Genomic DNA, 11033 nt, shown 5'->3' on the forward strand with positions numbered 1-11033 from the left:
GGGACGCACCCCCGCCACGGGCCGGGGCCGAACTACTCGCCGGGGTGGGCGAGTTCGACGTCGTGGCCGTCGACTCCGGTACCGGCGACGGTCAGCGCGGTCGCCACCGGCGGGTAGCCGGTCGCGATGACGGTGTAGTCACCACTGTCCAGATCGGTGAAGGCGTATGCACCGTCCGAGCCGGTGGTCGCGGAGCCGACCACGTTGCCCGCCTGGTCGACCAGGGTCACCCGGGCGTCGGCCAGCGGACCGTGCGGGGCCCTGACGAGACCCTGGAGCCGGGCGCCGGCGTCCAGGTCGACCTCGACCCGGGTGATCCCGGTGGCACCGACCTCGACCGGAAGCGCGCGCGGCCGGAAGCCGCTCGCGTTGACCGCGACGGTCACCGCGCCCGGCACCAGCTCGGTGAAGGCGAACTGGCCCTGCTCCCCGGTGGCGGCGGTGGCCAGCAGGTCACCGCGCACATCGGTGACGATCACCATCGCGTCCTTGACCGGCAGCGCGTTCCCGGCGGCCCGGACCACACCGGTCAGCCCGCTGGTGCCGCTGAGCAGGATGTCGTACGACAGCGGTTCCCCGCCCACCACGATGGTGGAGGCCTGCGGCTGGTAGCCGTCGGCGGAGGCGATCAGGACGTAGCTGCCCGTGCCCGGGGCGTCCAGCCCGTAGGAGCCGTCGGCCTGGGCGACCGAGCGGCCGAGCTGGCGGCCGGACAGCGAGATCAGGGTGACCGCGGCCCGGGGCACCGGGGCGCTCTCGGCGCCGCGGACGTAGCCGTGCACCGGGGTGCCGCCGGCGCCGGGCCCCGCCACTGTGGCGACGGCGGTCAGCTGCCGGGTCGCGGTGGCCGTGGCCGTCGAGCCGTCCGCCGGGACGGCGGGCGCGGCCCAGCCGGGCACGTTCTCCTGCTCGGGTTCCTGCACGGTGTTCTCCATGACGGTCTCCACGGGGAGGGCGGCCTCCGCTATCGCCCCGGTCTTCTCCTGCGCGGCCTGGGCCAGCGCACCGGACGTCCGCAGCGGGACCTCCTTGATGAACAGCACCACGAAGAGCGCGATCAGGGCGAAGGGGGCCGCGTAGAGGAAGACGTCGGCGATGCCGTGGCCGTAGGCGCCCTCCAGCCAGTTGCGGACCGGGGTGGGCAGCTTGTTCATGTCCGGCAGTTGGCCGCCGCCCACGGCCTTCGCCGCGGCCATCCGCGCCTTCGGGCTCAGGTCGGTGATGGAGTCCTTGGCGTAGTGCGTGATCCGCTCCGACATCACCGAGCCGAGCACGCCGACGCCGACCGCACCGCCGAGGGAGCGGAAGAAGCTCACCGTGGAGGAGGCGGCGCCCAGGTCCTTCGGGGCGACCTGGTTCTGCGTGGACAGGACCAGGTTCTGCATCATCATGCCGACGCCGATGCCCAGCAGCGCCATGTAGATCGACAGCTCCCAGTAGGGGGTGTCGTAGCGCATCAGGCCGAGCAGGGCCAGGCCCGCCGTGAGGGAGACGCCGCCGGCGACCAGCCAGCCCTTCCAGCGGCCGGTGCTGGTGATGAACCGGCCGGAGACCATGGAGGCGACGAACAGGCCGCCGATCATCGGGATGGTCATGACGCCGGACATCGTCGGGGACTTGTCACGGGCGAGCTGGAAGTACTGCGAGAAGAAGACGGTGCCCGAGTACATGCCGACACCGACGAACATGGAGGCCAGCGAGGCCAGCGAGATCGTGCGGTTGCGGAACAGGCGCAGCGGGATGATCGGCTCGGACGCCCGGGTCTCGGTGAACACGAACAGCAGCGCGAGCACGACCGTGCCGCCCACCATCGTGTACGTCTGCCAGGACAGCCAGTCGTACTTGTCGTTGGCGAAGGTCACCCAGATCAGCAGCAGCGAGGCGGCCGCGGTGATGAAGAAGGCGCCGGTCCAGTCGACCTTGACCTTCCGCTTGGCGACCGGCAGGTGCAGCGTCTTCTGCAGCACGACGAGCGCGATCAGCGCGAAGGGGATGCCGACGTACAGGCAGTAGCGCCAGCCGAGCCAGGAGGTGTCGGTGATGACGCCGCCCAGCAGCGGACCGCCGACGGTGGCGACGGCGAAGGTGGCGCCGGTGTAGCCGGAGTACCGCCCGCGCTCGCGGGGGGAGATCATCGCGGCCATGATGACCTGCACCAGGGCGGACAGACCGCCGGCGCCGAGGCCCTGGATGACACGGGCGCTGATCAGCATCGCCGGGTTCTGCGCGAGACCGGCGACGACCGAGCCGGCGACGTAGATGACCAGGGACAGCTGGACGAGCGCCTTCTTGCTGACCAGGTCGGCGAGCTTGCCCCACAGCGGCACGGAGGCCGTCATGGCGAGCAGCGCCGCGGTGACGACCCAGGTGTAGGCGGACTGGCCGCCCCCGAGGTCCTTGATGATCGTCGGCAGTGCGTTGGTGACGATCGTCGAGGAGAGGATGGCGGCGAACAGGCCCAGCAGCAGGCCGGACAGCGCCTCCATGATCTGCCGGTGTGTCATCGGGGCTTGGCCCGCCGAGGAGCCTCCCCCGTGCTTGGCGTGAGCCCGCACACCGGCTGGTGTGGTCGTTGCCATGGGCTTCCTTTGCTTACGTGCTTGCGGGTGTACGGGTGGTCTCTTCGAATACGGGGGCGGCCGCCGGGGCGTGCCGGACCGGGGCGGACCGGCAGTCGCCGAAGGACGCGCGGAGCCGGGTCATCAGCCGGATCAGCTGGCCGACCTCGTCGTCGGTCCAGTCGCTCAGCCGTTCGGCGAGCAGATGCGTGGTCCGGTCGGACAGCTCGTCGAGCTGCGCCAGCCCCTCGGGCGTCAGGCGCAGGATGCGCGAGCGCTTGTCCGCGGCGTCCGGGTGCCGCTCGATCCAGCCGCGAGCGGCGACGTGCGCGACATGCCGGCTGGTCACCGACAGGTCCACCGCGAGCAGCTCCGCGAGCTTGCTCATGCGCATGTCGCCGTGGCGGCCGAGCAGGGTCAGCACGGCGGCCGAGCCGGTCGGGCAGTCGGGCGGCAGGATCCGCCCGAGGTCCCTCTTCACGGCACCGACGGCGCTGAGCTGACGCGCCAGCTCTTCGTACTGGGCCCGCTCGGCCATCACACCTCCCGTATTCGTTGCTTGGGGCAACCATAAGCGGGATTGGTTGCTGCAGGCAAATAAATCAGGAGTGGCCCACGCAAAAACTTGGCAAAGGCAAGTGTTGCTGTCGTAAATATGTGGGCCGGTGCGGGTGAGGTGCCCCCGTCTGTCCCGGTGGCCCCCCACTTGGGCGGCCCGGCCCGTCTTCGCTAAGGTCTCGGGCCATGGCTAACACCCAGGGCCCCCAGGGCAATCACGACCCCGCCGGCAGCACCCAGATGTTCCGCGCGTTCGTCGACGAGGCTCCCCAGGGACGGCAGCAGCAGGCGGCGGCCGCCTCCTCCTCCGGTCCCCGCATCGGCGTGATCATCGGTGTCATCGTGGCCCTCGCCGTGGTGGCCGGCGTCGCCTGGCTGGCGCTGAAGTAGGGATCACTTCCACCGGACGGACACGTCCCGCGTCTCGATGTGCATGCCGAGCGGCACGCGCCAGGCGTCGACGCACACCGTCCAGGTGGGGTTCTCGCGCGCGCCCGGCGCGAGCGGCACGGGCAGGTCCACCGTCGACCCGACCGTCGCCCAGTCGATGCCGAGCGCGCCGATGACGTGCGTCCCGAACGTCACCGTGCCCGAACGCACCGCCGTGCCGCCCGAGTTGCGGAAGGCCACGGTCACCCGCCGGCACCAGCGCTGGTCCGTCGCCTTCGTCGACGGGTCCCCCCAGGAGAGCGCGGCGGGCGAGGGCGCCTCGGTACGGCTGGGAGCAGGGGCGGACGGGACGGGATCCGGCGTCGTACCGCCGTCGCCGCCGGCCGGCTCCGGCGGGCCGGAGGGCGTGCCCGCGCCGGGGCCCGAGGTGGTGGGCTTCGACGTACCCTGATCCGGGCCGCCGGCCCGCGCGTGCGCCGAACCGGAGCCGCCCGGTGACGAGTTGCCGCCGCCCGCCGCACCCGTACGGCCTCCGTCCTTCGCTCCGTCGAGCGGCACCAGCCGCACCGCCCCCGTCGGGGTGACGGCGCCCGGGCTCACCCGCCCCGCGCCGCCCACCGCCACATAGCCGCCCCCGCCGCCGGAACCGGCACACGCACCCAGCGCCGCGCCCAGACACACGACGGCCGCCGACGCTGCCGCAAGGGCGCCTCGGCGGCCATGTGTCCATGTCGTCGTACGAAGCATCCCGGTACGAAGCATCGGGCCATGGTGACTGACGCTCCGTCAGATGAGAAGCCTCAGTCGGAGATCAGGCCCTCGCGCAGCTGGGCCAGGGTCCGGGTGAGCAGCCGGGAGACGTGCATCTGGGAGATGCCGACCTCCTCGCCGATCTGCGACTGGGTCATGTTGGCGAAGAAGCGCAGCATGATGATCCGCCGCTCCCGGGGCGGGAGTTTGGCCAGCAGCGGCTTGAGGGACTCGCGGTACTCCACGCCCTCCAGGGCCGTGTCCTCGTAGCCGAGCCGGTCGGCCAGGGAGCCCTCGCCGCCGTCGTCCTCCGGGGCGGGGGAGTCCAGCGAGGAGGCGGTGTAGGCGTTGCCGACCGCGAGGCCGTCGACCACGTCCTCCTCGGAGACGCCGAGCACCGCGGCCAGCTCCGTCACCGTCGGGGAGCGGTCCAGCTTCTGGGACAGCTCGTCGCTGGCCTTGGTGAGGGCGAGACGCAGCTCCTGCAGCCGGCGCGGGACGCGCACCGACCACGAGGTGTCGCGGAAGAAGCGCTTGATCTCGCCGACCACCGTCGGCATCGCGAACGTCGGGAACTCCACGCCCCGTTCGCAGTCGAAGCGGTCGATCGCCTTGATCAGGCCGATGGTGCCGACCTGGACGATGTCCTCCATCGGCTCGTTGCGGGAGCGGAAGCGCGCGGCCGCGTAGCGGACCAGCGGCAGGTTCAGCTCGATCAGGGTGTCCCGGACGTAGGCGCGCTCGGGGCTGTTCTCGTCGAGTGCGGCGAGCCGCAGGAACAGGGAGCGGGACAGGGTGCGGGTGTCGATGGCCTCACCCGCGGAGGGAGCGGCCGGAGCCGGCACGGCTTCGAGGGCCGTGACGCCCTCGATGCCGTCGAGGACGTCGAGAGCGTCGAGTTCCTTGGGCGCTGCCTCGCTCTTCGTGGGCGTCAGCACCTTCGAGCTGCCCTGTTCTGCGGACATGCCACCCCCTTTGGGTCGCGGGACGGTCGCGGCGGCGCCGTCATTCGGGCAACGCAGCCTTCACCTGAATACCGGAGCCGGGGCCCCGGCAAACGCGCTTCCCGCAGAATGTCACATGTCGGCAACACGCTGTAGTGACATGTCGACATGCGAGATGCGAATCCGCCCTGGAAAGAAGGGGTCTGACGCCTTTTCGGGGTGCGACTGTCGGCAACTGCCCTGGTGAGCGATTCGCTCGCGACGGTTAGCGCTCGATCGGGTTTGCGATGCAGCCCCTTCGGGGCCGTGCTTCCGTGCGCCCGCTATGCATCGGCCCTGCGTTCGCTATGCATCCGCCCGACACGTGTTATGCGTCGATCCGATTCGCGGAGCGCAGCCGCTGGAAGCTACGCGCGAGTAGGCGCGAGACGTGCATCTGGGAGACGCCGAGTTCCGCGCTGATCTGTGACTGGGTGAGATTGCTGTAGTAGCGCAGCAGAAGGATTCTCTGTTCCCGCTCGGGGAGTTGGACGAGGAGATGGCGGACCAGGTCGCGGTGCTCCACGCCGTCCAGGGCCGGGTCCTCGTAGCCGATGCGGTCCAGCAGGCCGGGCAGCCCGTCGCCCTCCTGCGCGGCCTCCAGGGAGGTGGCGTGGTACGAGCGCCCCGCCTCGATGCAGCTCAGCACCTCCTCCTCGCTGATCCTGAGCCGCTCGGCGATCTCGGCGGTGGAGGGCGAGCGGCCGTGGAGCGTGGTCAGGTCCTCGGTCGCGCTGTTGACCTGCACCCACAGCTCGTGCAGCCGGCGCGGTACGTGCACCGTGCGCACGTTGTCCCGGAAGTACCGTTTGATCTCGCCGACCACGGTCGGCATCGCGAAGGTCGGGAACTGCACCCCCCGGTCCGGGTCGAAGCGGTCGATGGCGTTGATCAGGCCGATGGTGCCGACCTGGATGACGTCCTCCATGGGCTCGTTGCGGGAGCGGAAACGGGCGGCGGCATAGCGTACGAGCGGGAGGTTCGCCTCGATCAGCGCTCCCCGTACCCGGTTGTGCTCCGGCGTGCCGGGGGTGAGTTCCTTCAGCTCGGTGAAGAGCACCTGGGTCAGGGCTCGGGTGTCGGCGCCACGGCGCTTCTCGGGGGTCGGAGCGGCGGGGGCCTCCTCCTGGGGTGGCGCAGTACTGGCCGACACGGTCAACGCCACCTCTTCGGTCAATCATCCGTCAAAAGCGGTCATAGCATCACAAGACATGTGCACTGTGTGCAAGCACCGCATAACGCCGTGTTGTGTTCAAACATCGACAAGTTGGGGCGTAAAACGCATGAAAGCCCCCCGCCGGAACGGCGGGGGGCTCGCGGGGCTTTCGGGGCGCGGGGGCTAGAACTCGTAGTCCGCGATCACCCACGTGGCGAACTCGCGCCAGAGGGCGACGCCCGCCTGGTGGGCCGGGTGCTCCAGGTAGCGCTTCAGGGCGTCGGAGTCCTCGACCGCCGAGTTGATCGCGAAGTCGTGGGCGATCGGCCGGTCGCTGATGTTCCAGCCGCACTCCCAGAAGCGCAGCTCCTCGATCTGGCCGCCGAGCGCCCGGAACGCCCGCACGCCCGCCACGACCCGCGGATCGTCGCGCTCGACGCCCTCGTTGAGCCTGAAGAGGACCAGATGGCGGATCATGGGGTGTACCTCAGCCCTTTCCTCCGTTGGCGAGCCAGGTCATGAAGTCGCCTATGGCCTTGGCCGCGTCCGATATGCCCTCGAAGCCTATCTCGACGTAGCTGGCCGCCTTGGCCGGATCCGTGATGATCACGTACAGCGCGAAGACCACGAGCGCGTACACGGCGATCTTCTTGGCGTTCACCGCCACCGCGGCCTCCCCTGTGTCCTGTCCGGGCCCCCTGCTGCCGGCGGCGAGTGTAACCTTCGCGCCCCTGCCCAGGGCCAACGGCCTGCCGGAAGGGGTCATTTGGGACGACATGCACGAAGGGCCCCGTCGTGAGACGAGGCCCTTCTTCAAGCGGTAGCGGAGGGATTTGAACCCTCGGTGACTTGCGCCACACTCGCTTTCGAGGCGAGCTCCTTCGGCCGCTCGGACACGCTACCGAGGGAGACCCTACAGCAAGGTGGGTCATGGTTTGAAATCGGTATTCACCGATCCCGGAAAAACTCGGTGAGCAGTTCCGCGCACTCCTCGGCGAGCACGCCCTCGACGACTTCCGGGCGGTGATTGAGCCGGCGGTCGCGCACCACGTCCCACAGCGAGCCCGTCGCGCCCGCCTTCTCGTCCCTGGCGCCGTAGACCACGCGGTCCACCCGGGACTGCTGAAGGGCGCCCGCGCACATGGTGCACGGTTCCAGGGTGACGACGAGGGTGCAGCCGGTCAGCCGCCACTCCCCGAGCCGCGCGGCGGCCCGGCGGAGCGCGAGTATCTCCGCGTGGGCCGTGGGATCGCCGGTGGCCTCGCGCTCGTTGTGCCCGGTCGCGAGCACCGTCGTACCGTCCGGGGACAGCACGACGGCCCCGACGGGGACGTCCCCGCCCCGGACGGCCCGCCGGGCCTCGTCCAGGGAGAGCCGCATCGCGGCCCGCCAGCGGTCGCGTACCGGGTCCGGTGCGGCCGGCGTGTCCCCGGCGGTCAGCGGACGGTCTCCAGCACCTCCGAGGCGCCCAGGGCCTCGGCGATCGCGCTCAGCGCGTCATCGGCGTCCAAGGCGCGCAGTTCCTTCTCGCTGATGCCCAGGTCGTCGAGGATCTCGCTGTCGCCCACCGGGCTGTGCGGCACCGCGTCGGCGGCGCCGCCCTCCTCCTCGTCGTCATCGGTCTCGGACTCACCGTCCTCCGTGCCGTCGAGGTCCAGGGCGTCCAGGTCGGGGCCGTCGTCGGCGCCGGGCTCCCGGCCCAGCAGCTCGTCGGTGAGCAGCAGCTCACCGTAGGCGCTGCGGGCGGCGGCGGCCGCGTCGGAGACGTAGATGCGAGGGTCGTCCTCGCCGTCCACGCGGACGACGCCGAACCAGGCGTCCTCCTGCTCGATCAGGACGAGCACCGTGTCGTCGTCGGGAGAGGCTTCCCGGGCCAGGTCGGCCAGATCCGACAAGGTCTCCACATCGTCGAGCTCTGTGTCGCTCGCTTCCCACCCGTCTTCGGTGCGCGCGAGCAGTGCGGCGAAGTACACCGTGACTCTCCCACTGGTCATAGGCGTGCCGGTTGGGGGTCCCCCCGGCGGAGGTTCTTGGGCGGAGAGAGCTGGGCTCCGAGCCCCACCCACTCGGAATCGTGGCAGAAACAAGGCGTTCAGGGGACGTCTTCGGCTCCCTGTGTCTGGCTGTTTCGATCGTGAACGGTCATCGACTCAACCGAGCACTCGTTGCCGCCACCTGCGGATCGTACGCGGCTTTTCCCAGGGGCCACGCACGCCCACCTCGGAAACGTCGGCATGGGCGTCGATCTTCCTCACCCGGTTTTTGCCTACCGGGCCTTGCACACGTTTCCTTCCTACCAGCGGAAGGTCCGCATGCGCATCGCATGGCGCAGCCGGGCCGCCTTGGCGCGTCGCGGCTGGACCCGGGCGCGCAGGGCGCGGGCCTCGGCGAGTTCACGCAGGAACCGGGCGCGCCGCCGGCGACGCTCGGTTTCCGTCTCGGGTGCCTCGGGCCCGGCCGTCTCGGGATCGGCCGCGTCGTCGGGCACGTCAGGCAGGTCAGGCACGTCACACACCACCCCAGTCCGTGCCTTCCCACCTTCCCTCGGACGGGCGGTTTGACGCCAGCGCCGGGGGGCCCGGGGCGCAGGTACCGTTGTGGGCATGCGTCTCCACGTCGTCGACCACCCCCTGGTCGCCCACAAGCTCACCACGCTGCGCGACCAGCGCACCGACTCCGCGACCTTCCGCCGGCTCGCCGACGAGCTGGTCACCCTGCTCGCCTACGAGGCCACGCGCGACGTGCGCACCGAAGCCGTCGACATCAACACGCCGGTCGCGCGGACCACCGGCGTCAAGCTCGCCCGCCCGCGCCCGCTGGTCGTGCCGATCCTGCGCGCCGGTCTCGGCATGCTGGACGGCATGGTGCGGCTGCTGCCGACCGCCGAGGTGGGCTTCCTGGGCATGATCCGCAACGAGGAGACGCTGCAGGCCTCCACGTACGCCTCGCGCATGCCGGAGGACCTCTCGGGCCGCCAGGTGTACGTGCTGGACCCGATGCTCGCCACGGGCGGCACGCTGGTCGCGGCGATCCAGGAGCTGATCAAGCGCGGCGCCGACGACGTGACCGCCGTGGTGCTGCTCGCCGCGCCCGAGGGCGTCGAGCTGATGGAGCGCGAGCTGGCGGGCACCCCGGTCACGGTGGTGACGGCCGCGGTGGACGACCACCTCAACGAGCACGGCTACATCGTCCCCGGCCTCGGGGACGCGGGCGACCGGCTCTACGGCGCGGCGGAGTAGGCCGCCGCCCTACGGGTTCAGCAGCCCTTCTCCGGCGAGGGCGATGCCGTCGGCGCCGGCGCGTTCAGCCTGGCCAGCGTCTGCTCGGCGGCCGCCGGGCTGGCGAGGCCCTTGAAGCCGTCGCCGAGGATCAGGTCGAGGCCGGCGCCCTTGCGCTGGGCGTCGGTGCGGCTCTCGGCGTCGGCGAGCTGGGCGGCCAGCACCGGCAGCGAGGTGTTGAGCGCGGAGGCGGGTCCGATGACGACCCCGGTGCCCTTCACCTGCTTGTCGTACTGCTTGGCCGCGTTGCCGACGTCGCCGATCTTGAAGCCGCGCTTCTTGAGCTGGTCCGCGGTGTCCTTGGCGAGCCCGGCGTGCGTGGTGGCGTTGTAGACGTTCACGGTGATCTGGCCGGGCGCCGGCAGCGTCTTCGCCTCGGCCGCCGCGGCCGTCCTGGCCCGGCAGTGCGTCGTGGCGCCGGCCGCCGTCGACCTGCCGCCGCCGGTGAAGACGTCGATGAGCTGCAGGACACCCCAGCCGAGCAGGCCCAGCACACACACGGACGCCACCGCGGCGGCGACCAGCCTGCCGCGCCGCCGGGGCGGGCGCATCCGCGGGTACTTGTCCCCCGTGATGCGGTACTGGCCACCCATGCCGGGGGGAGTCAGCATGCTCATGGGCGCAGCGTAGTGGGCCTGAGCGGCGATGCCTATTAGATGATCAGTCGAGGCCGCGCAGGGAAACCCGAAAGGGTCAAAGGGCCAACGGCCGTGTCGCGCCGGGTCAGTCGAGTTCGAGCACGCGGGCGTGCAGCACCTGGCGCTGCTGGAGGGCGGCGCGGACGGCGCGGTGGAGGCCGTCCTCCAGGTAGAGGTCGCCCTGCCACTTCACGACGTGCGCGAAGAGGTCGCCGTAGAACGTCGAGTCCTCCGCCAGCAGGGTCTCCAGGTCGAGCTGCTGCTTGGTGGTCACGAGCTGATCGAGGCGGACCGGGCGCGGCGCGACGTCCGCCCACTGCCGGGTGCTTTCCCGGCCGTGGTCGGGGTACGGCCGGCCGTTTCCGATGCGCTTGAAGATCACACGGAAAGCCTACCGGTCAAGACGTTCCGGGCGCAGCCATGGTGGCCGAGTGCGGCCCTTGAAAAGATGCCGCAAAACAGTCATACGGGCTACTACCGGGAAGCGGTACGCCGCCTTCGCCGGCCCCGCCCCCGACGGCGCGGTGCCGGCGTCACCGCTCCACGGCCGTTGTGCACAGGCTGTGGACCGCGGGCCGGCGTACGAGAGGCCCGGCGCCCGGCCGGCACCCGGATCGGCCGTGAGATCACCCGCTCCCGCTTCGGTACGGCCCGGCGGAGGCGGTGCCCGCCTCCGCCGGTGGATCTGCGGCCCTGCTCCTTTCCAGGCTGCCGGGTCCGGG

The 11033-nt window shown here is 71.0% G+C and carries 14 protein-coding genes and 1 tRNA gene; 2 read left to right on the top strand and 13 right to left on the bottom strand.

Translation table 11 applies throughout. The annotated features are described in order from the left end of the window. Nucleotides 1–32: 32 nt before the first annotated feature. Both ACWEN3_RS31355 and ACWEN3_RS31360 read right to left on the bottom strand, forming a co-directional pair. Complete coding sequence (locus ACWEN3_RS31355) at nucleotides 33–2579, bottom strand: MFS transporter (protein WP_452977527.1); 2547 nt, start codon at nucleotides 2577–2579, stop codon at nucleotides 33–35. A gap of 13 nt (nucleotides 2580–2592) precedes the next feature. After that, complete coding sequence (locus ACWEN3_RS31360) at nucleotides 2593–3096, bottom strand: MarR family winged helix-turn-helix transcriptional regulator (protein WP_452977530.1); 504 nt, start codon at nucleotides 3094–3096, stop codon at nucleotides 2593–2595. A 206-nt stretch (nucleotides 3097–3302) separates the two neighbouring features. Between ACWEN3_RS31360 and ACWEN3_RS31365 the strand changes: the two genes are divergently transcribed. Continuing rightward, entirely contained in the window at nucleotides 3303–3506 is a 204-nt protein-coding gene (locus ACWEN3_RS31365; protein WP_452977532.1) for a hypothetical protein, read from the top strand. A gap of 3 nt (nucleotides 3507–3509) precedes the next feature. Here ACWEN3_RS31365 and ACWEN3_RS31370 read toward each other — a convergent pair whose 3' ends face one another. From ACWEN3_RS31370 to ACWEN3_RS31410, 9 genes are all read right to left on the bottom strand, one after another. Then, nucleotides 3510–4253: a hypothetical protein gene (locus ACWEN3_RS31370; protein ID WP_452977535.1), complete on the bottom strand. Its 744-nt coding sequence runs from the start codon at nucleotides 4251–4253 to the stop codon at nucleotides 3510–3512. A gap of 53 nt (nucleotides 4254–4306) precedes the next feature. Continuing rightward, nucleotides 4307–5221 (bottom strand): RNA polymerase sigma factor SigF, encoded by a 915-nt coding sequence (locus ACWEN3_RS31375; RefSeq protein ID WP_452977537.1) that lies wholly within the window; start codon nucleotides 5219–5221, stop codon nucleotides 4307–4309. Nucleotides 5222–5567: 346 nt separating this feature from the next. Then, the gene (locus ACWEN3_RS31380; protein ID WP_452977540.1) at nucleotides 5568–6398 is read right to left on the bottom strand and encodes an RNA polymerase sigma factor SigF; all 831 of its coding nucleotides are present in this window, start codon (nucleotides 6396–6398) and stop codon (nucleotides 5568–5570) included. A gap of 180 nt (nucleotides 6399–6578) precedes the next feature. Beyond that, nucleotides 6579–6872 carry a Dabb family protein gene (locus ACWEN3_RS31385; protein ID WP_452977542.1) on the bottom strand — a complete coding sequence of 98 codons (294 nt, stop codon included), beginning with the start codon at nucleotides 6870–6872 and terminating at the stop codon, nucleotides 6579–6581. A gap of 10 nt (nucleotides 6873–6882) precedes the next feature. Further along, nucleotides 6883–7062 (bottom strand): hypothetical protein, encoded by a 180-nt coding sequence (locus tag ACWEN3_RS31390; protein WP_452977545.1) that lies wholly within the window; start codon nucleotides 7060–7062, stop codon nucleotides 6883–6885. Between the two features lie 151 nt (nucleotides 7063–7213). Beyond that, a tRNA-Ser gene (locus ACWEN3_RS31395) sits at nucleotides 7214–7298 on the bottom strand. A 45-nt stretch (nucleotides 7299–7343) separates the two neighbouring features. Next, the gene (gene tadA, locus ACWEN3_RS31400; RefSeq protein WP_452977548.1) at nucleotides 7344–7775 is read right to left on the bottom strand and encodes a tRNA adenosine(34) deaminase TadA; all 432 of its coding nucleotides are present in this window, start codon (nucleotides 7773–7775) and stop codon (nucleotides 7344–7346) included. A gap of 56 nt (nucleotides 7776–7831) precedes the next feature. Further along, nucleotides 7832–8368: a tRNA adenosine deaminase-associated protein gene (locus ACWEN3_RS31405; RefSeq protein WP_452977560.1), complete on the bottom strand. Its 537-nt coding sequence runs from the start codon at nucleotides 8366–8368 to the stop codon at nucleotides 7832–7834. Nucleotides 8369–8688: 320 nt separating this feature from the next. Beyond that, complete coding sequence (locus ACWEN3_RS31410; RefSeq protein ID WP_452977550.1) at nucleotides 8689–8901, bottom strand: hypothetical protein; 213 nt, start codon at nucleotides 8899–8901, stop codon at nucleotides 8689–8691. Between the two features lie 97 nt (nucleotides 8902–8998). On the opposite strand from ACWEN3_RS31410, the gene upp reads away from it, so the two are divergent. Beyond that, nucleotides 8999–9634 carry a uracil phosphoribosyltransferase gene (upp, locus tag ACWEN3_RS31415; RefSeq protein WP_452977553.1) on the top strand — a complete coding sequence of 212 codons (636 nt, stop codon included), beginning with the start codon at nucleotides 8999–9001 and terminating at the stop codon, nucleotides 9632–9634. Between the two features lie 17 nt (nucleotides 9635–9651). On the opposite strand, the gene ACWEN3_RS31420 is transcribed toward upp, so the two are convergent. Beyond that, nucleotides 9652–10290 carry a LytR C-terminal domain-containing protein gene (locus tag ACWEN3_RS31420; RefSeq protein ID WP_452977556.1) on the bottom strand — a complete coding sequence of 213 codons (639 nt, stop codon included), beginning with the start codon at nucleotides 10288–10290 and terminating at the stop codon, nucleotides 9652–9654. A gap of 106 nt (nucleotides 10291–10396) precedes the next feature. Further along, the gene (locus ACWEN3_RS31425) at nucleotides 10397–10693 is read right to left on the bottom strand and encodes a type II toxin-antitoxin system VapB family antitoxin (RefSeq protein ID WP_004943146.1); all 297 of its coding nucleotides are present in this window, start codon (nucleotides 10691–10693) and stop codon (nucleotides 10397–10399) included. Between the last annotated feature and the right edge of the window lie 340 nt (nucleotides 10694–11033).

The sequence above is a fragment of the Streptomyces sp. NPDC004561 genome (assembly GCF_053602155.1).

Coding starts and splice junctions, on each gene's coding strand:
- upp (WP_452977553.1), top strand. CDS start 8,999: ATGCGTCTCCACGTCGTCGACCACCCCCTGGTCGCCCACAAGCTCACC.
- ACWEN3_RS31385 (WP_452977542.1), bottom strand. CDS start 6,872: ATGATCCGCCATCTGGTCCTCTTCAGGCTCAACGAGGGCGTCGAGCGC.
- tadA (WP_452977548.1), bottom strand. CDS start 7,775: ATGCGGCTCTCCCTGGACGAGGCCCGGCGGGCCGTCCGGGGCGGGGAC.
- ACWEN3_RS31365 (WP_452977532.1), top strand. CDS start 3,303: ATGGCTAACACCCAGGGCCCCCAGGGCAATCACGACCCCGCCGGCAGC.
- ACWEN3_RS31370 (WP_452977535.1), bottom strand. CDS start 4,253: ATGCTTCGTACGACGACATGGACACATGGCCGCCGAGGCGCCCTTGCG.
- ACWEN3_RS31420 (WP_452977556.1), bottom strand. CDS start 10,290: ATGAGCATGCTGACTCCCCCCGGCATGGGTGGCCAGTACCGCATCACG.
- ACWEN3_RS31355 (WP_452977527.1), bottom strand. CDS start 2,579: ATGGCAACGACCACACCAGCCGGTGTGCGGGCTCACGCCAAGCACGGG.
- ACWEN3_RS31360 (WP_452977530.1), bottom strand. CDS start 3,096: ATGGCCGAGCGGGCCCAGTACGAAGAGCTGGCGCGTCAGCTCAGCGCC.
- ACWEN3_RS31375 (WP_452977537.1), bottom strand. CDS start 5,221: ATGTCCGCAGAACAGGGCAGCTCGAAGGTGCTGACGCCCACGAAGAGC.